18 protein-coding genes are annotated in these 23,052 nt (G+C 41.6%); 10 read left to right on the top strand and 8 right to left on the bottom strand.

Annotated elements, in window-relative coordinates:
* Positions 1-224 precede the first annotated feature (224 nt).
* On the bottom strand, positions 225-1,238 hold the full coding sequence (locus tag H6541_13140; GenBank protein ID MCB9016726.1) for a YhdH/YhfP family quinone oxidoreductase: 1,014 nt from the start codon (positions 1,236-1,238) through the stop codon (positions 225-227).
* A 212-nt stretch (positions 1,239-1,450) separates the two neighbouring features.
* Here H6541_13140 and H6541_13145 point away from each other — a divergent pair, with 212 nt between their 5' ends.
* On the top strand, positions 1,451-2,950 hold the full coding sequence (locus H6541_13145; GenBank protein MCB9016727.1) for a succinate CoA transferase: 1,500 nt from the start codon (positions 1,451-1,453) through the stop codon (positions 2,948-2,950).
* 132 nt (positions 2,951-3,082) lie between these two features.
* A complete protein-coding gene (locus tag H6541_13150) occupies positions 3,083-3,844 on the top strand; it encodes a DUF481 domain-containing protein (GenBank protein ID MCB9016728.1) in 762 nt (253 codons plus the stop codon).
* Between the two features lie 75 nt (positions 3,845-3,919).
* On the opposite strand, the gene H6541_13155 is transcribed toward H6541_13150, so the two are convergent.
* A complete protein-coding gene (locus H6541_13155) occupies positions 3,920-4,351 on the bottom strand; it encodes a hypothetical protein (GenBank protein MCB9016729.1) in 432 nt (143 codons plus the stop codon).
* Positions 4,352-4,468: 117 nt separating this feature from the next.
* On the bottom strand, positions 4,469-5,356 hold the full coding sequence (locus tag H6541_13160; GenBank protein MCB9016730.1) for a mechanosensitive ion channel: 888 nt from the start codon (positions 5,354-5,356) through the stop codon (positions 4,469-4,471).
* A gap of 276 nt (positions 5,357-5,632) precedes the next feature.
* Here H6541_13160 and H6541_13165 point away from each other — a divergent pair, with 276 nt between their 5' ends.
* Positions 5,633-6,796 carry a GHKL domain-containing protein gene (locus H6541_13165; GenBank protein MCB9016731.1) on the top strand — a complete coding sequence of 388 codons (1,164 nt, stop codon included), beginning with the start codon at positions 5,633-5,635 and terminating at the stop codon, positions 6,794-6,796.
* A 45-nt stretch (positions 6,797-6,841) separates the two neighbouring features.
* Here H6541_13165 and H6541_13170 read toward each other — a convergent pair whose 3' ends face one another.
* Together H6541_13170 and H6541_13175 are read right to left on the bottom strand one after the other, a co-directional pair.
* Positions 6,842-7,258 carry a response regulator gene (locus tag H6541_13170; GenBank protein MCB9016732.1) on the bottom strand — a complete coding sequence of 139 codons (417 nt, stop codon included), beginning with the start codon at positions 7,256-7,258 and terminating at the stop codon, positions 6,842-6,844.
* A gap of 374 nt (positions 7,259-7,632) precedes the next feature.
* Complete coding sequence (locus tag H6541_13175) at positions 7,633-9,210, bottom strand: T9SS type A sorting domain-containing protein (protein ID MCB9016733.1); 1,578 nt, start codon at positions 9,208-9,210, stop codon at positions 7,633-7,635.
* Between the two features lie 291 nt (positions 9,211-9,501).
* On the opposite strand from H6541_13175, the gene ffh reads away from it, so the two are divergent.
* The 7 genes from ffh (at position 9,502) to H6541_13210 (ending at position 19,444) form a co-directional block, all read left to right on the top strand.
* The gene (gene ffh / locus H6541_13180; GenBank protein MCB9016734.1) at positions 9,502-10,857 is read left to right on the top strand and encodes a signal recognition particle protein; all 1,356 of its coding nucleotides are present in this window, start codon (positions 9,502-9,504) and stop codon (positions 10,855-10,857) included.
* A 19-nt stretch (positions 10,858-10,876) separates the two neighbouring features.
* Complete coding sequence (gene folD, locus H6541_13185; GenBank protein ID MCB9016735.1) at positions 10,877-11,755, top strand: bifunctional methylenetetrahydrofolate dehydrogenase/methenyltetrahydrofolate cyclohydrolase FolD; 879 nt, start codon at positions 10,877-10,879, stop codon at positions 11,753-11,755.
* Positions 11,756-11,825: 70 nt separating this feature from the next.
* A complete protein-coding gene (locus H6541_13190) occupies positions 11,826-13,088 on the top strand; it encodes a T9SS type A sorting domain-containing protein (protein MCB9016736.1) in 1,263 nt (420 codons plus the stop codon).
* Between the two features lie 77 nt (positions 13,089-13,165).
* Positions 13,166-15,082, top strand: a complete 1,917-nt coding sequence (locus tag H6541_13195) for a PD40 domain-containing protein (protein MCB9016737.1) — start codon at positions 13,166-13,168, stop codon at positions 15,080-15,082.
* A 176-nt stretch (positions 15,083-15,258) separates the two neighbouring features.
* On the top strand, positions 15,259-17,910 hold the full coding sequence (locus H6541_13200) for a hypothetical protein (protein ID MCB9016738.1): 2,652 nt from the start codon (positions 15,259-15,261) through the stop codon (positions 17,908-17,910).
* Between the two features lie 88 nt (positions 17,911-17,998).
* The gene (gene pepE / locus H6541_13205; GenBank protein MCB9016739.1) at positions 17,999-18,709 is read left to right on the top strand and encodes a dipeptidase PepE; all 711 of its coding nucleotides are present in this window, start codon (positions 17,999-18,001) and stop codon (positions 18,707-18,709) included.
* Between the two features lie 159 nt (positions 18,710-18,868).
* Positions 18,869-19,444 carry a superoxide dismutase gene (locus tag H6541_13210; GenBank protein MCB9016740.1) on the top strand — a complete coding sequence of 192 codons (576 nt, stop codon included), beginning with the start codon at positions 18,869-18,871 and terminating at the stop codon, positions 19,442-19,444.
* Between the two features lie 70 nt (positions 19,445-19,514).
* On the opposite strand, the gene H6541_13215 is transcribed toward H6541_13210, so the two are convergent.
* From H6541_13215 to H6541_13225, 3 genes are all read right to left on the bottom strand, one after another.
* Positions 19,515-19,736: a cation transporter gene (locus tag H6541_13215; GenBank protein ID MCB9016741.1), complete on the bottom strand. Its 222-nt coding sequence runs from the start codon at positions 19,734-19,736 to the stop codon at positions 19,515-19,517.
* A 120-nt stretch (positions 19,737-19,856) separates the two neighbouring features.
* Positions 19,857-20,762, bottom strand: coding sequence for a cation transporter (locus H6541_13220; protein MCB9016742.1), 906 nt, complete (start codon positions 20,760-20,762; stop codon positions 19,857-19,859).
* Between the two features lies 1 nt (position 20,763).
* Positions 20,764-22,986 carry a copper-translocating P-type ATPase gene (locus tag H6541_13225; GenBank protein ID MCB9016743.1) on the bottom strand — a complete coding sequence of 741 codons (2,223 nt, stop codon included), beginning with the start codon at positions 22,984-22,986 and terminating at the stop codon, positions 20,764-20,766.
* Positions 22,987-23,052: the final 66 nt, after the last annotated feature.

Here is a 23,052-nt window from a genome sequence, read left to right on the forward strand (position 1 = left end):
CAGGTAAGTATTGTAAGAGGATGTAAATGTAATAATTATTTACTTGCAAAGCAAGGGGTGGGTAAAAATGTTTTCGATAAATGTAAATATTGGCCACAACGATTTGTAGATAAACCGATACAGTTTAAATTATTGTAAATAAAATTTACATAGAAAGGAGTGGGTTAGCCGTCTGGTGTTTGACAGCTATTACATGAAAGCTTATTATAGTATAATAAAAGCTGTTATAACTCAACAATAATTTTGCCTGTTTGCCCGGCTTCTAGCATGCGATTGAGCTCTTCCGGCACTTCAGCCAGAGAGATAGAGCGGGAAATGTGATGCAAATGTTCGGAAATAAGTTTTTCAGAGATTAATTTCCATATTTCGAGCCTGCGAGGCATGGGCGTTTCAGCAGCGGCGATGCCAATGAGTCTGACAGCTCTCAGAATAAATGGGAAAACTGAGACATCAAGTGTGGCAGAAGCCAGCATACCACAGTTGCAAACAATTCCTCGTTCCATTGTTGACCTTAAGACAGTGGAAAGTGTTGCACCGCCAACAGTGTCGAGTGCGGCCATCCAGCGGGCAGGAAGTAAGGCTTTTTCTGATTTGTCATTTAAAATACTGCGATCAATTATTTCAGCAGCGCCTATTTTCAACAGGAACTGTTCAGCTTCTTTTTTGCCGGTAGAGGCAACAACCTGATATCCGGCTGCTGATAACATGGCAACGGCCATTGAACCAACAGCTCCGGTGGCGCCAGTAACGAGAATTTTACCCGAATCGGGCTTGATATCATGTTTCATAAATTCGAAAATGGCACTTGCTGCAGTAAATCCGGAGGTTCCTATAATCATGCATTCTTTTAAACTCAAGCTGTTGGGTTTCATTACAACCCATTTTTCAGGAACTCTGATAAACTCGGCAAACCCACCGCTTGTATTCATTCCAAGGTCGTAGCCGCACACAATGACTTCATCGCCTTTTTTGAAAATATTACCTGATGATTCTACTACAGTGCCGGCAGAATCAATGCCTGGCGTGTGAGGGTATTTTCTGGTTATTCCTTTATTTCCGGAAGCAGACAAAGCATCTTTGTAGTTTAATCCTGAAAATTTAACCCTGATCAGCACTTCACCTTCAGGCAAGTCTGATATTTGTTTTTCTTTTAAAGAAGATACAAATACGCCCGGTTTTATTTCTTCTGTTACTATTGCTTTGTAAGTTTGATTGTTATGGTTTGAGAAACTGGTCATTGTTCAATTCTTTGGTATGCAGATATTTGTATATAAAAAAATAGCTGCCAATTAAAAAAGCTCGTTTGATTTATTTATACTTTTGCACTGTTTTTCGATTAACAGGTCTGCAAAGATGTGAAGTTATTACAAATAATGGCCTGTTATGGCACTAATTTTATTCAATATTTTTGATGAGGTGCATCAGAAATTAACTTGTTAATACTCAAAAAATGGCACTAAAATTTATTTCAGCAGAAGAAGCAGCCAGTTACATCAACCATGATGATGTTGTAGGTTTCAGTGGTTTTACGCCTGCAGGTTCAGTTAAATCTATTCCTGTAGCAATTGGAGAGAGGGCAAAAGAAGCACATGCTCAAGGTAAACCATTCAAAATTGGGATGATTACCGGCGCATCCACTGGCGATTCACTTGATGGTTCGCTGGCAAGGGCTGAAGCTGTGAAATTTAGAACTCCCTATCAGTCCAATCCGGATATGCGCAACCTGATTAATTCAGGTAAAGCCGATTACTTTGATTCACATCTTTCGGTTGTCGGGCAAAATATCCGTTATGGTTTTCTGGGTAAGATTAATTGGGGAATCATTGAAGCCTGCGATGTTACAGAGCAAGGTGAAATCGTACTTACTACCGGAGTTGGAATTTCACCAACCATTTGTCAGGTGGCCGACCGTTTGCTTATTGAACTGAATGGCTTTCATCCGAAAGCCCTGCGTGGAATGCATGATATCATTGTGGTAAAAGATCCTCCCAACAGAAGAGAAATTCCCATTTATCGTCCTTCCGACAGGGCTGGTGCTGAAGTGATTAAGGTTGACCCGTCAAAAATTGCCGGCGTTGTTATTACAAATCATCCCGATGAAGTTGGCTCGTTTGCAAAAACCGATGCTGTTACCGATATGATTGGCCAGAATGTGGCTGACTTTCTTTCCAGAGAGCTGAAGCAAGGTCGCATTCCTTCTTCATTTCTTCCATTGCAATCAGGCGTTGGAAATATTGCCAATGCAGTATTGTCGGCTCTGGGCTCCCATAAAGGCATTCCTGATTTTGAAATGTATACCGAAGTTATTCAGGACAGCGTGATTGACCTTATGGATCAGGGAAGAGTTAAGTTTGCCAGTGGTTGTTCGTTAACCGTTTCTCCTGAAAAGCTGAAACATGTGTACGATAGGTTAGACTTTTTCCACAAACGAATCGTATTGCGTCCCCAGGAAATCTCAAACAGTCCCGAAGTAGCCCGGCGAATTGGAATTATTTCTATCAATACAGCTATTGAGGCCGATTTATTTGGGAATGTGAATAGTACCAACGTAATGGGACGTAAAATGATGAATGGAATTGGAGGCTCAGGCGATTTTACCCGTAATGCCTATATTTCAATCTTTACCTGCCCTTCTGTAGCTAAAGGTGGAAAAATAAGTGCTTTTGTTCCTATGGTTTCACATACTGACCACAATGAACATTCTGTACAGGTGGTTATTACTGAACAAGGAATTGCCGATTTACGCTCCAAGTCGCCCAGAGAAAAAATGCAGGCAATCATTGAAAATTGTGTTCACCCTGATTACAAACAAGCTTTAAGCGATTATGCTCATTTGGCTGGTGATACCCACACGCCATGTACTCTTGCAGCTGCTTTTGGTATGCATCAGGAGTTTGAAAAATCAGGCGATATGCGAAATATTGACTGGGGCGAGTGCTTTAAAAAATAGTAGTTCTAAGTGCTGTTTTTAAGCATGAGTGCTTAGTTTAACCAAATCAAATTTGAACAGGAGTAGCCGATCCCGGATAATACCCGGATCGGTTTTTTTATTGTTTTATGTTACAATTTGTAATTTTGGAAAATGAAATTCTACACTTTTATTCTTCTTTTACTGATATTTCCTGTGCTCACTGAGGCTCAGGTTTTGAACATTGAACGCGAGAGAATTAAAACCGATACGACAGGTTGGTCAGGCACCGGTAAGTTGTCGTTGAATCTTCTGAGCAATCTTGAGCGCTTTACCCAGGTTGGCCTGAATTTGCATGTTCAATATAAAACCCAAAGAAGCCTCTATCTGGCCTTGTCGGATTATGAGGTCATAAAATCTGAAAAAGATGATTTCTCAAACAAAGGTATGCAGCACCTGAGGTATAATTATAAACTGAATAAGTTTCTTACACTTGAAGGATTTACACAGGCACAATTTAATAAGGTGTTAAATTTGAAATTCAGAGGGTTGGTGGGAGCTGGCACCCGGTTTAAAATTCTGGGACGCGATAACTTCAGAATTTACTCAGGATTGGCTTACATGTTTGAGCACGAAGTTCCGCAAAGTGATGCTGTTTCCGTTGCAGAAAACAATCACCGTTTAAGTTCCTATGTGTCATTTACTTTAAAGCTGAACAGTAATTTCAGCTTGATAAATACGTCATATTTTCAACCACGGATTGATTATTTTACCGATTACCGAATTGCCAACAATTTGAATATGGTTTTTAAAATTACCCGTCGTTTGTCTTATGCACTGATGTTGGAGCACCTGATTGATAACAGGCCTTTAAAGTCAATTCCCCGTGAAATTTACAGTTTGAGAAATACGCTGATTCTGGATTTTGGCAAGTAGGTAACAATAAAAAGCAAGTGCAATGTCCGAGCCGGTGAATTGCACTTGCGTGAATACGTGGATACCCGGTGCGGATCAAATTCTCTCAACCATCACAAATTCAAAGAGATCTGCCATGGTTTCAAAGGCGTAGTATTCGTCCCACCCTGTGAGGTCAAGAACCTGAAACTTGTTTTCAGGTTGATTATATACATAAACTTCTTCGTCTGATCGCCCGAACAAGATGCAGCCGGGGAGGCGATCAGCAATTCCCCACTGTTGATTTTGGGCCGACAAGTCTAAATGTTCCGCTGTTTCGTTTGAATGAAGCGAAAAGATGTAAATCCCATTGTAGAAAAATCCGTTTGTTAAAAGAAAAAAATCAGTAAACTCGCCGGACCAGGGGTAACCTTGTGCTTTCATCTGTTGGGCATATTCTTCAATTTCAGCAGATTTGCTTGCGCTGTAAACTTCAGCATAATCAATGGTTTTAGCCCATTTGACAAGTTGTTGAATGTTTTTTTTCATTCGGCAGAATGGTTAAGAGGTTTGATAATTTGGGGAGATTAAAGGCTTTGGTTAACTTTTATATATTTGGGTTAAACTTAATTCTGATAGGGGTTAAATTTCCTGACAGATCTGTCATTAAACTTTGAGATTAGGATGAAACAAATGTACGTCTCTCTGTGGGAAAGGAATCTGTACATTGTTTTCCCTGAACTTCCGATCGATGGTGTACCTTAGTTTGCTTTTAACATTTTCGCAACGGAATGATTCATTTGTCCAAAAGAGAAGTTGAAAGTTAAGCGAAGATTCACCGAAATCGCTGAATCTGACAAATGGCTCAGGCTTAGTTTCAACAGCCTGATTTTCTTTGGCACTTTCAAGAAGCAATCTGGTAACCAGTTCAACATCTGACCCATAGGCCACTCCTACTTCTACCTGGAAACGCGTAGTGCTTTGATCCTGGCTCCAGTTTATGACTTTATCGCTGATAAATTTTGAATTAGGAATAATCATGGTAATGTCATCTCTTGTTCTGATTTTAGATGTCCTTAAGCCAATCATAGTTACTTTTCCAACAATGTCATTTTCAAGTTGAATGATCTCACCAACTTTAAGATTGCCTTCGAAAAGAAGGATAATGCCAGATACCAGGTCGTTGAAAATCTGCTGAATACCAAAACCTAAACCTACCAATAGCGCAGCTGAGCCGGCCAACATAAGATTTAAATTGACTCCAAAATTTTCCAGTGCAAACAGAATAAATACAATCCAAATGAAATACCGGAGAATGCTGTAAATGGAAAATGAAGTGCCTTTGTCAATTTTGCCTTCTTTTACCCGTTTATGAAAGAATCTTTTAATAATTTTCAGAAAAAATAAGGTGAGCAGAAACAGAATAATGATGACAATCAGACTGTAAGCACTAATTGTGAGGTTGCCTAAATTTACCAGTTTATAGGATAGTATTTCTTTTATGTTCATGAAAGTAAAATTAGTAAAAGTCGCGTTTGATAAAGTTGTTTTCATGGAAATATTTTTTTTAAAATTCATACGTCTTCTTACAGTTATCTGATGCAACAATAAAATATGGGACCTCGGAAGAAGTCATCTCATGTATTTTAGAATTGGTTTGGTTAAGAAGTTACTTTGCCCGGAAACTGGGATAAATATCAGTTTTGGATTTTCCTGGAAAGGCCGATCTTACGCAAATGGCTCTGCATAAGCAAAAGCCTGATATTTGAAGATGTAATACGGGGAATGAAGAGAGATTAATACTATTTTTGCGAGCACTGGATAAAGACTATGAAAAAGCAGAACAAAACTGAAACATCAGAAACATATTACGCTTCGGCAGACCATAGCAGCGTTGATGATATACTTGCAACCTATTCTCAACTATCAGAAGAGGTTCAGCTGCGTATGATTTCTGATGCTATGCCCGATATTGCGTTGATTCTTTCGCCTAACCGTGAAATTGTTTTTTCAAACAAGGCTTTGGTGTCTTTGCTTGGCTTGTCTGAAGAAAAGTCGGTATTGGGCCTGCGGCCGGGCGAATTGCTGAATTGTATTCATGCATCGGAAACCGGCAATGGTTGTGGAACCTCGGTCTCGTGCAGGTATTGTGGTGCCGTAAATGCCATTCTTGAATGTCAGAAAACCGGTCAATCTGTAAAAAGTGAATGCAGAATTACTTCATTGGTAAACGGGCAAAATCAGTCATATGACTTGCAGGTGAATGCAAGTCCGTACATGTTCAATGCAAAAAAATACATTATTTTTACGATTAAGGATATCAGCGATAGCAAAAGAAGACGTGCGTTGGAGCGAATGTTTTTTCATGATGTACTCAATACAGCTACGGGCCTCAATGGATTAATCGGTGCATTAAAAGAATCGCAAGATCCTGATGAAATGAGAGAAGTGCTTGAATTTGCTGAAAAAGCCAGTCATGACCTGATTGAGGATTTGATTTCGCAAAGAGCATTAAGTGCGGCCGAAAACGGAGATTTGGAATTAAAGATCAGCAGGTTTTCTTCTCTGCAAATTTTGCACGATGTGGCAGCTTACCTGTCCCATCATGAAACTGCCACTGGTAAAAGGATTTACGTTGAACCTTTATCACATGGCATTCAAATGGAGAGTGATTCTCAGTTGCTGAAGCGGGTGTTAATCAATCTGGTTAAAAATGCTTTGGAAGCCAGTCCGGTTGGGGCCATGGTTAGTTTAAGTTCTCGGGTAACCGACAGAACCATCAGTTTTTGTGTGAAGAATTCCACTTTTATGCCCGTGCATATACAAACTCAGATATTTCAGCGTTCGTTTTCCACTAAAGGAGCGGATAGGGGCATAGGAACCTATTCGGTTAAACTATTAACCAACAGGTATTTGAAAGGCAATGTAACTTTTGAAACAAATGAGGTTGATGGTACAACTTTTAAAATTGAGCTCCCTCTTGGGATTAAATAAATTGTAGTGGATTTTGATTATTTCAGCATGCAGAAACGGGGGTAATTAATTGATGTATTTCATGATCAACTCGATTAATTCTGCTGCTTTGATCGGTTTGGGAATGTAATCGTCGCATCCGGCCTTCAGAAATACTTCCCTGTCGCCAGGTATAGCAAAGGCTGTAGTTGCAATAATGGGAATGGAAGGCTTTAACTTTTTGATTTCACGTGTGGCTTCTACACCATTCATCACCGGCATTTTTATATCCATCAGAATTAGATTGATGTTGGCGTCTAATTCAATATATTCAACGGCTTCAAGCCCGTTGTTGGCTCTTAGTAGCTCAAATCCTGCTTTTTTTAGAAGTTTTTCGACATAGCGGAAGTTAGATTCTTCATCTTCTGCAACAAGTATTTTTAACCCGGCAGGTGCCTGATGGCTGCTTTTGATTGAATGTTCAGATGAATGCTGTTCGCTCATGTTATATAAAATCTAAGGTTATCATATTAGTTTTAACTTCACACCAGGCAGAGAACCCACAAATAAAAGGGTTGAAATTTTATCGTATTATTCTATAAACGAAAATACAAAAAAAAGGTAGATTCTGTGCATAGAAAAAGCGTACTGAAACGAAAAAACGCTGTAAGTACTAATTGGTATTGATTTCGTTTTACTAAAGAACAAATTGCAACTGAATTTGTTTGCACGAAAGTTTATCCAGGATTTTCCGGATTGCTTAATTGAAAAGGCTTTTCATACATTTTGAAGCACAGGGTAATAGATTATAATGGGATGAGTAAAAATAAAAAAGCCATTCTCTTGAGAATGGCTTTTTCAGGTTTTATCAATCAGGATTATCTGATGCTGATTTTGCGGGTAATAACCCCTTGTTTTGTGCTAATGCTCAACAGGTAAAGTCCTGAAGGCATTTCTGAAGTGTTAATGCTCAGATTATTGGAGGCTGCATTGGTTTCAAAAACAAGGCGGCCAGCGATGTTGTAGATTTTTGCATTGCTGATTTCTACGCCGGCATTGATATTGAGGACGTTAACTGAAGGATTAGGGAAGATGTTTAACTGTACAAGTTCGTTGTTTTCAACACCTACACCAGTAATTTCAACAGCTACAGGGCCTGCTGGAGTTGATTCTCCGGCATCGTAAACAGCTGTAACCTGATAGCTATATGAGCCATTTCCCAGGTCGAGATCGCTGTAGAAGTTGTCGGTAATCTGGTTGGCAATTTTTGTTCCATTGCGCCAAACATTGTATCCGATTAAAGCACGGGTTCCTGAAGGAGCATCCCATGTAAGGTCAACATTATTGCCATCAACAACAGTAGCCTGCAGGTTGGTTGGAGGTAAAGGCTGTTCAAGAATGCCATTGAATTTATACATTCCGCCAACAGTGTTGCTTTCATTGAAAGCTCCGCACCATCCTGTCATATTGTCAATCCAGTCAGTAGCAAGAAACTGGGTTCCTTCTGTATCAGGGAAGAATGACCATGTATGAGCGCCATCAAAACTATAGGCGATACCTGTTAAACCAGTTGCAGCACCTGTACAAACCCATGTGTTAGGTGTGCCAGGAACATAAGCAAAATCATTGGTCAGGACAGTGCCTGTTGTTGTAACAGCAGCCCAGGTTACACCACCGTCAAAAGTTTCTGACATGGCTCCAGTTGTACCACTGCTTTTATCCATGGCTATTCCGTGCATTTCGTTGCGGAATTCAACGTCAACAAATTTGTTGGTAAGGGTGGTTGCTGAAACTTCCCATGTAAGACCTTTGTCGGCTGAACGGTACACACGGCCTTTGTTAGTTCCAAACCAGATATGATCACCAACTGCTGAGTAATAACCAACTACACCCCATTCTCCTGAAACAGGAGCAGGAATATTGGCGCCATCAACTGCAGTCCAGGTTGTTCCGCCGTCGGTGGTTGTGTATAATTCAAAGTCACCATTAATGGGGTCACCCTGGCAAAAGCCATTGTTTGCATCAAAGAAATGAACAACGTTGGGGAATGAAGCTGCATTGGTAAACAGTGCAGTTTCCTGTTTATTCCATGTAGCACCACCATCAGTTGTTACATAAATGCCCTGAGGCAAAGAACCTGACGACCTGTACAAAGGCATATAAGCAGTATTTGCATCAATGGCGCAAATCATAGCAGGCTCAAGGCCAGTAGCATTGTTTACAACACCGGCTGTCCATAAATCACCACCATTGGTTGTTTTGGTAAATTCTGCGATTTCAGCAGCTGTTCCGCTTCCATCGTAAGCAGTAGCCCATACAATCTGATCACTTACAGCGTGCATAAATTTGATACCGCGTGATGCTTCAGTAAATCCAGATGCCTGTGGAAGCCACTGGGCCATACTGCTGAAAGAAATTGCCACAAGGGCGATAAGTGTAAAAATCCGTTTCATCATAATCATTTTTTTGGTTTAACAATAAGTTCAGATGTGTGCAAATATAACTATTACTCGGATATTGCAAGGGTTTTTTAAACTAAATGAGGATTCCGGTCGATAATTTTAGATGAATCAAAGTTAAGCAATTTATATCATTAAATAGGTCAGTAAAACCAATTTGATAGTTGAAAATTGTTAATTTTTGATTTCTGTGCTTCCGGAATTTAACTCTTCGTGAGTGATTGTTTGGAGCAGTTCTTTAAATTCTTACTTTTGCATCGCTGATAACTATTCAGGAGATCTCATATTATGTTTGAAAATTTAAGCGAAAAACTCGAAAGAGCCTTTAAAACCCTGAAGGGGCAAGGTCATATTACTGAAATCAATGTGGCTGAAACATTGAAAGATGTTAGAAAAGCATTACTCGATGCCGACGTAAGTTACAAAGTAGCCAAACAATTTACCGACCTTGTTAAAGAGAAAGCCCTGGGGCAACAGGTGTTGACCTCTGTTTCGCCGGGCCAGTTAATGGTTAAAATTGTGCATGACGAACTGGCCAACCTTATGGGAGGCACTCAGGTTGAGATTAACCTTAAAGGGGCGCCTGCTGTTATACTTATTGCTGGTCTTCAGGGGTCAGGTAAAACTACATTTTCGGCTAAACTGGCCAATTATCTGCATACCAAAAAGGGGAGTAAGCCCCTTTTGGTCGCCGGTGACGTTTATCGTCCGGCAGCTATCGAGCAATTGAAAGTACTTGGAACCCAGATTGGAGTGCAGGTATTTACCATTGAGGATAATAAAAATCCGGTTGAAATTGCCAAGAAAGCTATAGCACATGCCAAGGAATATGCTTATAGCCCGGTTATTATTGATACTGCAGGCCGACTGGCAGTTGATGAACAGATGATGAACGAGATTGCAGCAGTAAAACAAGCTGTGAACCCTCAGGAAATCCTGTTTGTTGTTGATTCCATGACTGGACAGGATGCGGTTAATACTGCCAAAGCATTTAACGACAGGCTTGACTATAATGGTGTTGTACTGACAAAGCTTGACGGAGATACAAGGGGCGGAGCTGCGCTTACTATCCGTTCGGTGGTTGATAAGCCTGTGAAATTTGTCGGACTCGGCGAAAAGATGGATGCCATTGATGTATTCTACCCTTCGCGAATGGCTGACCGTATCCTTGGCATGGGCGATATTGTTTCGCTTGTTGAACGTGCTCAGGAACAGTTTGATGAAGAAGAAGCTAAAAAACTTCAGATAAAACTTGCAAAGGATACCTTTAACTTCAATGACTTTATCAGCCAGGTAAAGCAGATTAAGAAGATGGGTAATGTTAAGGATTTGCTTGGCATGATTCCCGGTATGGGCAAAGCCCTGAAGGATGTTGAGATAGATGAAAATGCATTTAAGGGGATTGAAGCCATGATTTCATCCATGACTCCGGCTGAACGCGAAAACCCCGCTCTGCTCAACGGTAGCCGCCGCAAACGTATCGCTATGGGAAGCGGTACTGATATAGCTGAAGTTAACCGGCTGATTAAACAGTTTGAAGATACCCGCAAAATGATGAAACTGGTTTCAGGTGGCGGCGGCAAAAATGCTATGCATGCCATGCGGAATATGTCGAAAATGTCATCAGGTCGTAAGCGTAAATAATTACTGAATTTTTTTAGAGATGAAATTGATTGACGGGAAAAAAATTGCGGAAGAAGTTAAAAAGGACATCGCTGCTAAGGTAGCTGCTATCATTGATTCGGGAGGAAATGCACCTCATTTAGCTGCCGTGTTGGTAGGAGAGGATGCTGCCAGCCAAACATATGTAGCCAGTAAGGAACGGGCTTGTAAAGCAATTGGTTTTACTTCCAGTATTTATCGGTATCCTGCCAGTATTACTGAACAGGAGTTGCTCGATGTGGTTGATTTTTTAAACAATGACGAAGAAATCAACGGGTTTATTGTACAACTTCCACTGCCCGCTCATATTGATGCAGATAAAGTTCTTCAACGCATTGATCCTGCCAAGGATGTTGATGGTTTTCATCCGGTGAATGTTGGGCGCATGGCGCTGGGACTCCCTTCATATTTACCCGCAACTCCGGCCGGTATTATGCTATTGCTTGAAAAATATGGAATTGAAACCAGTGGAAAGCATTGTGTGGTGCTGGGCCGAAGCAATATTGTAGGCACGCCTGTTGCATTGCTTATGTCTCGTAAGGCTTCGCCCGGAAACAGTACTGTTACAATCTGTCACAGCCGTACTGAAAATCTGGCTGACATCACACGTCAGGCTGATATTTTGATCGCTGCCATCGGGCAACCTGAATTTGTTAAGGCCGATATGGTAAAACCTGGCGCTGTTGTGATTGATGTGGGTATTCACAGAGTGGATGACAGCAGTGAAAAGGGATATCATATCACCGGGGATGTTGATTATGATTTGGTGGCTCCTAAATGCAGTTATATCACCCCTGTACCCGGAGGTGTTGGCCCAATGACAATTGTCAGCCTGCTCTTGAATACTTTTAAATCCTATAACAAGGAAATTTATTTCTGATTTGTCTAACATCCCGGAGTTGGAGCTGTTTATACTGATTCACAGATACACGTATCTTTAATCAATTGGTATGATGAACCATAAGTTTCTTCTTTCTTTGGTTGCGATGCTCTTTTTGTCCCTGCATGGTTTTAGCCAGGTAAATGGATGTACCGACCCTCAGGCTATTAATTACAATCCCGACGCCACTGTTAATGATGGCAGTTGTCTTTACCCTTCCACAGCCGTAACACCCGCCACTGTCGTGAATGCTTTGCCGGAAACCATTATGGAAACCTCCGCATTGATATATTGGAGTGGCGGCTTGTGGACACTCAACGATAGTGGAAATGAGCCTGAATTGTATAAATTTGACACCCTCACCGGTCAGATTTCCCAAACTATTGCTATCTCGGGAGCCCAAAATGTTGACTGGGAAGATTTGGCTCAGGATGAAACACGTATTTTTATTGGTGATTTCGGAAACAATCTGGGTAATCGTACCGATTTGAAAATTTATGTGGTCGAAAAATCATCCATTCCTGCATCGGGAAATGCAGAGGTTTTAGCTACTGAAATAGAGTTTAGTTATGGCGACCAACAATCATTTAAAAAAGCCAACCGCAACAATGATTATGATTGCGAATCGATGCTTTCGGCCGGAGATAGTTTGTTTTTGTTTACCAAAAACTGGGTAAATGAACAGTCGCGTATTTATGTTCTGCCCAAAGAACCCGGAACTTACACTGTTTTTCCTTCAGCCCAATTTGATACCGATGGACTAATTACAGGCGCTGATATGATTGAAGGCAGTGGCGAAGTGGTTTTATGTGGTTATAAGAATTACAGTCCGTTTATCTGGTTATTGTTTGATTTCAATCATACTGATTTTTTTGGCGGTAATAAACGGCGCATTAACTTTTCAGGAATGCTGGGCACGCAAACCGAAGGAGTTGCTTATACCTTTGGCCGTAATGTTTATATATCTTCTGAAAAAACAAGCCTTTCGCCACCCAGGTTATTCAGGATAAATACAACTCCATGGGTTCAACCTTCTTCCGTTGGAATTGAAAATCAACATCAGGGGAAGAAACACGATGAGCAAGGGCTATTGGTGTATCCCAATCCCAGCAATGGTAGCTTTTGGCTGAATGCAGGCAGCTTTTGTGATAACGGGAACTACAGTGCCGATGTGTTTAATTGTCAGGGAAAGAAAATAGTTGACCAATTTCCTTTAACTTTTTCCGATTGTACTGCTGAAGTGAATCTGCAGTTGTTGAGCAACGGACTTTATTTCCTCAGATGCTTTTCGCACGATGCATCTGCCTCGGGCTGGTTTCTGATTGCTGAATAAAGTCAGCTGTTAGCTGAACAAAATATGATACAATAAGTGGCGTTATATTTTTGAATAACAGCTGCGTAAACTTACTGATGATGTATCAACGATTTTTACTGTTTCTTGCCATCCTGGCTTTTACTTTTCAACTTTCTGCTCAAAATAAACCGGAAGGAAAAGAGGCCCGGTTTCATCAGAAAGCGCTGGATTATTACAATGCTTCTGCTTATGATAAAGCACTTGACGAAATTGGTAAAGTGTTTAAAATCAATGATAAATATATCGAATCATGGCTTTTGGCCGGAGATATTTATGCCATTAAAGGAAATGCCCGAGAAGCCATCAGATGTTATCAAACAGCAGTTGAAATAGATCATCAATTTTTTCCTCCTGCCGTTTACATTCTGGCCAATCTTCAGTTTCAGGAAAAGTTATATGCTGACTGTATCAGTAACTATGAGTGGTATCTTCAGTATCCCAAAGCCAGACAAACGGAGAAGAACAAAAGTATTAAGAACCTGGCACTGGCACGTTTCCGGCTGGATGCCATGCAGCACCCTGAAGATCTGCATCCTGTAAATCTTGGCGAAAATGTGAACACTTCAGGATACGAATTCGTAAATTATATCAGCCCTGATGCCGTATTTCTTTATTTTACCAGACGGATGACCACTGGTGAAAAACGAGATGAGGATTTTTATTTTGCCGAAAAACTTACCGATTCAACCTGGCAAGCGGCGGTTTCATTGGGCGATCCTGTAAATACGCCCGGCGATGAAGGTGCAATGTGCATTTCACCTGACGGACAATGGTTGTTTTTTTCGGCTTGTAACCGGCCTGATGGTTACGGAAGCTGCGATATTTATGCTTCCAAACGCGAAGGCAAGCATTGGGGACAACCGCAGAATCTTGGGAAAAATGTGAATACTTCGTATTGGGAAACTCAACCCAGCTTTTCTTCTGATGGTAAAAGCCTTTATTTTGTAAGCAATCGTCCGGGTGGTTTTGGCAGCAGCGATATATGGGTGAGCAGGCTTGATTCAGCAGGCAGTTGGTCGCTTCCTGAAAACCTGGGCAACGTGGTGAATACAGCTGAATCAGAAAGGGGGCCTTTTATTCATCCTGATGGACAATCCCTTTATTTTTCTTCAAAAGGTCATCCGGGAATGGGCGAAGGCGATATATTTATGACAACTCCTGATAACACAGGACACTGGACTGAACCTGTAAATGTTGGATTTCCACTCAATACCGAAGCTGACGAAGTTACCTTTATTGTGGATAACCAGGGGAAATATGCGTATGTATCTTCTGAAACAGAAAATGGATTTGGCTTACAGGATATTTACCGGGTACTTGTTCCTGAAAAGGTAAAACCATGGCCTGTAACCTATATGAAAGGTGTGGTTTCTGATAGCCTGAGTGGCCGTTTATTATCAGCTTCTTTTGTGTTATCTGATATCGCAACCGGCCGTGTAATGGTTCAATCTCAATCCGATCCGGTCAACGGCTCATTTTTGTTATGTATTCCGGCTGGCAAGAAGTATGCACTTTCAGTCGAAAAATCTGGCTATTTGTTTTATTCAGCTCATTTTGAACCTGATAGTGATGGAAGCCTTTATGATCCTATTGTTAAAAATGTTTTACTGAAACCTGTGAGGGAAGGCGAATCTATTGTTTTAAGAAATATCTTTTTCGAAACCGATTCATCAAGACTTCTGCCTGTATCAGAAACAGAGCTTAACCGTCTTTATCAGTTACTTGTGCACAATTCAGGCCTGCGCATCGAAATAAGTGGCCATACTGACAATACCGGCAGTGAGACATACAATCGTAATTTATCAGAAAAGAGGGCATTTGAGGTGTATAATTATTTGATAAAGAAAGGGATAGATGTTTCAAGGCTTAGTTATAAGGGGTGTGGCGCAATGCAACCTGTAGCTGATAACTCAACTCCTGAAGGTAAGGCCCTCAATCGCCGCACTGAGTTTAAAGTGCTTGGTATTCAATAAGTCTGACTTTTTCTGATTCCTTAGCTTTTGATTCATTGGAGATGTTGATGTTGCATGAGGTAACATAATCAAAGCGTTATTGGTTATCAATAACATTCCATATTGAACAGTCCCTGAACTTTATCTTATCATACTTAATGCTAACTTTGCAAATGTAATTCTGCTCAGATTCTCCTATGCGTCGTTGGTTATTATTGGCTTTTCTGCTTACTGTTTGTCTGCATGTTACTCATGGTCAGTCTGTTTACAGCATCCAACATGATGCAAGCTGGGAAATGCGTTACGCAGACGCACGAAAGACTGATTATTATACCAATATGGTTTTAAAGCAGTTAGGGCTGGCATATTTAAAAATACCTGAACATACCTCCTTTATTTTTCATTATAATTATGGCGCTTCGGTAAGTTTTCAGCAGGGTAACCTTCTCGATATCTCGGTTTCGCTCACTCCTTCCTTCTGCTCAGGCGATATTAAAGTGAGGGATTTTGATCTTCAAAAGTTGTTATTTCCGGCACTGTGTTCTTTCAGACTGGCGGTTATTCATCCATATAAAGGAGAAGTGTTCTCTTCAGTGCATGAGAATGTAAGGCTTTTTGATTTAATGTTGGGTTATAGTCCGGCTTCTTTCCCTGATTCATTGTGGATGGCAGGAAGCAGGGTTGAAGTTGAATTTAAAGGTTTTCATTTTGATGAGGAATCTTTTAAGCGCATTGAAAACGAGTTATTTGCGATTAGGGATTACGATGCGGCAGCTACGCTGTGCGATACGCTTGAGAAGAAAATAAGGGTTGCCCGTGTTAGTTTGCATACGCCTCAGGAGGCCTTTGGTATTTATGTTTTTGCCAGCAAGAGTAATTACTTATTGAGTGAAGCTGCTCAAACCCAAACTGTGATTGTTCCCGGTGACGATCCCCGCAAATTGCTTGGCAAAGTTTCAGTTGTCAATTACCAGTTTCAGGATTTAACCAAATTTTTGATTGATGAAGGGAGTGGGCATGAACTGGCCGGGAATGTGTATCTTAACATGGCTTCGGCTTATGGAAAGGCACTCTCCGATGCCTTGAAACTTTCACAAAAAGTTGATTATTACAGTAGTCCGTTTTATTATCGGCTGTACTCAAACAGCACCACAGTATCTCAAATGTGGTCAGCAATGAGGGGGATTCGACTTTTTACACAAAAAAGAGGATTACCAACTTTAAATTTAGCGTTGTTATCGCGCAGAATTATGGATGAGTATCTGAGGCTGGCCGACAACCTGATGAGTGAAGCCCGGTATGCAGAAGCAGTAGATATGCTAACCTCAGCCGAAAGATTTTGCGCGGTTAATCCAACTGCAGAACGAACAGAACAGCTTACCGCTACACTTATGCAAGCCAGAAGTGGCCTTACCGCTTCTTATATCCGTATTGTCCAAAAGGCCTTGGATAATAATTTGCCTTCATTGGCTGATAAATATCTGGCAGAAGCCATGCAGCTTACGGCTAAATACAACAATTTGTCAACCTCTGATTCTGCAGGGTTTGCTGGTTTATATGGTGTTTTGTCGGGCAAAAATATACAAGCTGGTAACCGTTTGCTGGCCGATGGAAAGTATAGCGAAGCGCTTGCCGTATATAACAAGGCTTTGATAACGGGAAATCAGTTTAATCTTCCTGATATTATTAAACAGGCTGAAAAGGGTCAACTGCTGGCTGTGAATGGCATCTACAGGCATAAATACAGAAAATCAGAAGAAGCTTTAAGGCAGGGCAATGCTGACGAAGCTGCCTCAAAATTAAAAGAGGCGATTGATTTTGCATCAGGATATTCAGATTATCAGGCAGATCCGGTAGCTGCTGACAGCCTCGAAAAAAGTATTGCATTATTCAGTTATACCTCGCTGGTGACACAAGCTGCTGATTTTTCATTGGTGCATAATCATATGCGGGCTGTTGAATTTTTGTTGAAAGCAAACGAGCTGAGTATCGAACATCACTTGTCTCATTCGGCGCTGTTTGACTCAATTGCGAATTTTTCAGGTGTGTTCAGTATTCAATCACTTCTTTCTGATGGGCGTTTGAAGCTATGGGCAGGTGAACCTGAAAATGCGCTTATGCTTGCCGCACAGGCTAAACAACTTGAAACGGCCTTGGGTTTGAGTGCGAGAGAGGAGCTCAGGCAACAATACAATGCCCTGATGGAATTCGCAGATGAGTTGCTGTGCAACCGGGTGAAAGGTGAATTGAGTTCACTTATCAGAAGGGCTGATGAGAATTTTGCCCAGAATAAATTTGAAGTGGCTGAGCATCTGGTTTTAGAGGCGCGCGAACTGATTTATTCGAAGGCTTCATGCGGATTAAATACAGTTGAATTGAATAAACTCACCTCAAAGTATCAGTTTCCAATGCGCTGGAATGCCATGGTAAAAGAGGCCGGACGGTTTATCGATAACGGTGATTATTTGCAGGGCATTGAGTTGATACAACAGTCCGGCGCGCTGTATAATTATTATCGCCTCGATACCCTGGGCCTTATGAATACTGGCTTGTATGAGATGGCCATGAAATCAAGCCATCTGCCGCTCATAACTTATGCAGCAGGCTATTATGTTGCACGTAATAAATTTGATGAAGCTTTTCAATTGTTGGGGCAGCTTTTCAAAACCGGCATCAACGCTGATGTGACCAATGATTTGCAGGAAAGTATTGCCCGTGGCCTGGCGCAGCGCGATTTGGCTGCAACCGATGCGCTTAACCTTAAAAATATGCTCAGGTTTTATACCAATGGAGATAAATGGTATCGCAGGTTTACCGAAGTTTACAAATATCATGTAGAGAACAAATAAGCTCAGTCCGGGATTGCTATTCTGATTTGTTTTTTTATGTTTGCAAAACAAATTTCTAATGCTGGAATTTTTCTAAAACCATTTCTTTATGAAACTATTATTGATAAGCAATTCAACCAATCCCGGTGAAGAGTATTTGGGTTGGCCCCGGAACGATATTAAAAATTTTCTGAATAATACTGGTGTAAAACGTGTACTGTTTATTCCTTATGCCGGGGTAACCATGAGCTACGATGCCTACGAAGCAAAAGTAAAAGCAGTATTTGAACTGTTGGGTTACCAGCTTTATTCCATCCATCATGAAACCGATCCGGTGTTGGCTGTTGCTCAGGCTGAAGCCATTGCCGTTGGTGGTGGAAATACATTTCATCTTGTTCGTGAAATGCAGCGTACAGGCATTATGCAGGCCATCAGAGGGCGTGTAAAGGCCGGAGTGCCTTATATGGGGTGGAGTGCCGGTTCAAATGTAGCCTGCCCGTCATTGCGTACAACCAATGATATGCCCATTGTTCAGCCTGACAGCTTTGATTGTATGGGTCTTATCCCTTTTCAAATTAATCCTCATTATCTTGATGCTCATCCAACCGGCCATGGTGGTGAAACGCGCGAGCAGCGTATTGAAGAGTTTTTGGCAGCCAATCAGCATATGTATGTTGCCGGATTGCGTGAGGCAACTTCTCTCGTTTATGAAGATGGTCATCTAAAACTGATTGGAAAGCATCCCATGCGTGTGTTCAGATATGGAATTGCACCGCGCGAAATTGAACCGGGGTCAGATGTTGACTTCTTAATGTTCTGATTGTCCGTTTGATAACCATGCAAATTATAAAGGTTGCTTACCTTTAAGCAAATCCTCCTTTTTTTTAGGAGGATTTTTTTTGTTGATGTTTTTTTGTTGATGTTTTTTTTCTGAAAAATGCCGTAACTTTAAACAATATTAATCCAAAACAAAACAACCATGAAATTTGAATTGCCCCCATTACCTTATGCACCGGAAGCACTTGAGCCTGTGATAAGTGCTCATACCATCAGTTTTCATTATGGCAAACACCACCAGGCATATGTCAATAACCTGAACAACCTTATTCCGGGCACACGATTCGAAAACAGCACGCTTGAACAGATTATTATGGAAGCTGAAGGCGGAATATTTAACAACGGCGCCCAGGTGTGGAATCATACTTTTTACTGGGAAGGCCTTGGAGGAAAAGGAACTGCGCCTTCAGGAAAACTGTTGCAGATGATCGACGATTCGTTTGGTTCTTTCGAAAAATTCAAAGAGATTTTTGCGGATGCAGCAGTGAAGCAATTTGGTTCGGGCTGGGCATGGCTGGTGTTGGGTGCCGATGGGAAACTGGCTGTTACCTCCACTTCAAATGCCGGAAATCCTATGCGTGATGGATTGAAACCGCTGTTTACATGCGATGTTTGGGAACACGCATATTATCTTGATTTTCAGAACCGCCGGCCTGATTATGTAAAAGCTTTCTGGGACCTTGTTAACTGGTCGGTTATTGAGGAAAGATTGGGCTAAGTGAATGGAGTCCAGCCTTAAAGGTATGATTTTGCGGGGCAATTAGCTGCTAAGCTTTGCCCCGCATTTATTATTGTTGGTCTATCAATATCGCCTGGTAGCCGGCTTCGCTGAATGCCTTTGAAATTTTTATCGTGTCTTCCTCCGAATCTGATTCTACCTGCATAAGCTTATCAGCATGCGTAAGGTCTACTTCCCAATGGTGTATGGTTTCAATGGCATCAAGTGCTGGTTTTACTGCGGCAATGCACCCATTGCATTTCAGATTGGTTTTAAAGGTAACTATTTTCATTTTGGTCTGATTTAAGTTGATTTTGGGTGAGTAAAGTGAATTTGAACAGCCGATTGATGAATAGTGGCTGCTTGATGTAGCGTTCAATAACAGTCTGTAAGTTTGATTTCTCTCAGATGATTAACAATTGTTCAGTTGGCAATGTTCGTCATGTGTGTCAATTTCAATCGTAACGAATTCAAACCCTTTTTCTGAAAGAAACCGGCGTACCTGTTGTTTGATTTCAGGGAACTGTTCAGCTTTAATGTCTGACTTAGTGACTATATGCAAGGTGTACACATGAATCATTCCATCAATGGTCCAGGTTCTTACATCGTGAATGCCTTCAATTCCATTGATTTCAAGGATGGCGGCTGCTATTTCGTTTCCGTTGGCTTTTTCGGGTGTAGCCTGTAAAAATATGCGTAAGGCATCGCGCAGATTGCGTAAAGCATTAAAAATAATATACAGGGCAATGCCAATGGCAAGGGCGGCGTCTATCCATTTTAAACCGGTGTATTTCATGATTAATGCACCGGCCAGAACGGCAATCCAGCCAAGAGTATCCTCCATCAGGTGAAGTCTTACAACTCTCTGGTTCAATGATTGGCCGCCTTTCAGTCGTAAAACTGCCGCTCCGTTAAAGATGATTCCAAGTAATGCCAGCACAATCATTCCTGTTTCATTAACCTGCGAAGGTTTTAATAACATAGGGATGGCCTGGGTGAGTACAAACACAGATGCCGCCAACAGAAATGCAGCATTGATCAAGGCGGCAAGTACCGGAAATCTTTTATAACCATAAGTATAGCGACTGTCAGGTTTTCGTTGGGCCAGTTTTTCAGAATACCAGGCCAGACCAAGCGAAATGGTGTCGCCCAGATCGTGAACAGCGTCAGAAATAATAGCGATTGAATTGGTTAGAATCCCTCCGACAATTTCAATGATGGTGAAAACAGCATTCAGCGTAAATGCAATAGCTATATTTTCTTTCGCATCCTGACTGGAAGGGGAGGTTGGGTGATGCAGGTGATGATGATCGGACATGTTAGTATGATTGATTTTTACGCAGCCTCAGGCTGTTGGCAACAACCGAAACTGAGCTCAACGCCATAGCTGCACTGGCTATCATTGGATTTAGTAGCTCATGGATAAATGGGTACAACAAGCCTGCGGCTATTGGTAACATTAATAAATTGTAGAAAAAGGCCCAGAAAAGATTTTGTTTGATGATTTTATTGGTTCGGGCTGAAAGCTGAATGGCTCCAACAATCTGATGGAGGCTTGAGCCGGTGATGGTAATGGCAGCTGTTTCAATAGAAGCATCTGAGCCGCTTCCCATGGCAATGCCCACATCGGCCGAAGCAAGGGCAATAGTATCATTGATACCGTCGCCGGCCATGGCAACCTTATGGCCCGATAACTGCAATTGTTGGATGAATTCAGCTTTACCCTGCGGGGTCATGCCTGATTTGTATGTTGAAATTCCGGTTGCAGCAGCAACCCTGGCGGCAGCCGATGCATGATCCCCGGTAAGCATTATAACATTTATTCCCAATGCTTTTAGGGCTGCTACCGCTGTTTTTGAGCTTTCGCGAAGAGGGTCGCTGGTAGCTGCAATGGCCATTATCTTGTCGCTGGATGCAAAAATAATAAGTGAAAGTGCTTCTTGTTCGAGCATATTTATAGTAGCGGCTTCACTTTCTGAAATTTCGATTCCTTCCATGGCTAACAGTGAAGGGCTGCCCGCCAGAAACCTGATGTTCTTGTATGTCCCACTCACTCCCTTTCCGGGAATGTCCTGAAAATCATTTACTTTAACCGGGTCCATTCCTTCTTTCTGAAAATAGGCATTAACAGCTTGCGATAAGGGATGGGATGAAAGTCTTGACAAGCCGGCAAATACCGGTATATATGGAAGACTATCATTCAAGATAAACATATTTTCAACCACAGGCCGGCCGGTTGTGAGGGTTCCGGTTTTGTCAATCACAAGTGTATCTGTTTTGCCTGCTATCTCAATTCCTGAAGCATCGCGGTAAAGAATGCCGTTGGCGGCTCCCCGGCCAATGGCCACAATCAGCGCAGTGGGTGTTGCCAGCCCAAGCGCACATGGGCAGGCAATTATCAATACACTTATTGATGTTACTATGGCATAAGTGAGTGAAGGTGAGGGGCCAGTAAAATACCACAAAAAGAAAGTAATCAGCGAGATGAGTATAACAACCGGCACAAAAACTGCCGAAATGCGATCAACAAGTTTTTGTATGGGTGGTTTGGATGATTGCGCTTCTTCAACCATTCCGATTATTTTTGAAAGTACTGTGTCGTGGCCGGTTTTGAATGTTTTAACGGTGATGGCTCCCTGCTGGTTTCCTGTTCCGGCCAGTACTTTATCTCCTGCTTGCTTAAAAACCGGCAGAGGCTCGCCGCTCATCATGCTTTCATCTATCCATGAACTGCCTTCCGTAATGATGCCGTCAACAGGTACAGTGTCTCCCGGTTTTACAAGCAATAAATCATCAGGGCCAACATTTTTAAGTGCTATGGTTTGTTCTTTCCCGTCTATCAGTAGGTTAACCGTCTCAGGCTGAAGGTTCATCAGGCTTTTAATGGCAGCAGAAGCTTTGTTCCGGCTACGGTCTTCGAGAAAACGTCCCAGCAGAATCAAAGTGATAATGACAACAGCTGATTCGTAGTAAATATGTGATGATAGTCCGTTACGGGTAAACCAATCGGGGAAAAATGTGCTGCAAAGGCTTATCAGGAAGGCAGCTCCCGTGCCCATTGCAACAAGCGTATCCATGCTCGTTTGGCGCTTTAAAGCCAGATTCCAGGCCGTAATATAGAATGAACGCCCTGCATAAAAAATTACCGGAATGGTAAGACCCAGCATCAGAAATTGCAGCCAGAATGGCGGATGGTGAATCAGCATCGACATTATAAATACAGGAAAAGAAAAAATAGCGGCCACTGTTAATTTGCGGCGTAGCAGGTCTAATCTGGCTTTTTCAAGTTTTTCAAAGGTAATGAGCTTATCAGCCGAATCTGCTACCAAATCATAGCCTATGCTTTTTAAACTAAGCTGCAATTCATTCAGGCCGACTATATCTGGCTGGTATTCCAGCTTTACCGATTTGGCGGCGTAATTCACTGTTGCTGAAATTACACCGTTTTGTGCTTTGAGCATGCTTTCGGCACTTACGGCACAAGCCGCACAGCTCATTCCACTTACCGGAAGCGTTATGTCAATAATAAATGGTTTCATCATGGATTTTTGCGGCTGCTAATTTAGAACATTTCTAAATTTAATACTGGCTTGTCATAAAAATCGCCT

It is taken from the genome of Lentimicrobiaceae bacterium, assembly GCA_020636745.1.
Classification (GTDB): Bacteria; Bacteroidota; Bacteroidia; order Bacteroidales; family Lentimicrobiaceae; genus Lentimicrobium.

What these genes read in the sequence shown, in the direction of transcription:
- H6541_13190 (MCB9016736.1), top strand. Translation starts at nt 11,826, where the DNA reads ATGATGAACCATAAGTTTCTTCTTTCTTTGGTTGCGATGCTCTTTTTG.
- H6541_13140 (MCB9016726.1), bottom strand. Translation starts at nt 1,238, where the DNA reads ATGACCAGTTTCTCAAACCATAACAATCAAACTTACAAAGCAATAGTA.
- H6541_13165 (MCB9016731.1), top strand. Translation starts at nt 5,633, where the DNA reads ATGAAAAAGCAGAACAAAACTGAAACATCAGAAACATATTACGCTTCG.
- pepE (MCB9016739.1), top strand. Translation starts at nt 17,999, where the DNA reads ATGAAACTATTATTGATAAGCAATTCAACCAATCCCGGTGAAGAGTAT.
- H6541_13195 (MCB9016737.1), top strand. Translation starts at nt 13,166, where the DNA reads ATGATGTATCAACGATTTTTACTGTTTCTTGCCATCCTGGCTTTTACT.
- H6541_13210 (MCB9016740.1), top strand. Translation starts at nt 18,869, where the DNA reads ATGAAATTTGAATTGCCCCCATTACCTTATGCACCGGAAGCACTTGAG.
- H6541_13150 (MCB9016728.1), top strand. Translation starts at nt 3,083, where the DNA reads ATGAAATTCTACACTTTTATTCTTCTTTTACTGATATTTCCTGTGCTC.
- H6541_13160 (MCB9016730.1), bottom strand. Translation starts at nt 5,356, where the DNA reads ATGAAAACAACTTTATCAAACGCGACTTTTACTAATTTTACTTTCATG.
- H6541_13220 (MCB9016742.1), bottom strand. Translation starts at nt 20,762, where the DNA reads ATGTCCGATCATCATCACCTGCATCACCCAACCTCCCCTTCCAGTCAG.
- H6541_13225 (MCB9016743.1), bottom strand. Translation starts at nt 22,986, where the DNA reads ATGATGAAACCATTTATTATTGACATAACGCTTCCGGTAAGTGGAATG.
- H6541_13170 (MCB9016732.1), bottom strand. Translation starts at nt 7,258, where the DNA reads ATGAGCGAACAGCATTCATCTGAACATTCAATCAAAAGCAGCCATCAG.
- H6541_13200 (MCB9016738.1), top strand. Translation starts at nt 15,259, where the DNA reads ATGCGTCGTTGGTTATTATTGGCTTTTCTGCTTACTGTTTGTCTGCAT.
- folD (MCB9016735.1), top strand. Translation starts at nt 10,877, where the DNA reads ATGAAATTGATTGACGGGAAAAAAATTGCGGAAGAAGTTAAAAAGGAC.
- H6541_13145 (MCB9016727.1), top strand. Translation starts at nt 1,451, where the DNA reads ATGGCACTAAAATTTATTTCAGCAGAAGAAGCAGCCAGTTACATCAAC.
- ffh (MCB9016734.1), top strand. Translation starts at nt 9,502, where the DNA reads ATGTTTGAAAATTTAAGCGAAAAACTCGAAAGAGCCTTTAAAACCCTG.
- H6541_13155 (MCB9016729.1), bottom strand. Translation starts at nt 4,351, where the DNA reads ATGAAAAAAAACATTCAACAACTTGTCAAATGGGCTAAAACCATTGAT.
- H6541_13215 (MCB9016741.1), bottom strand. Translation starts at nt 19,736, where the DNA reads ATGAAAATAGTTACCTTTAAAACCAATCTGAAATGCAATGGGTGCATT.
- H6541_13175 (MCB9016733.1), bottom strand. Translation starts at nt 9,210, where the DNA reads ATGATGAAACGGATTTTTACACTTATCGCCCTTGTGGCAATTTCTTTC.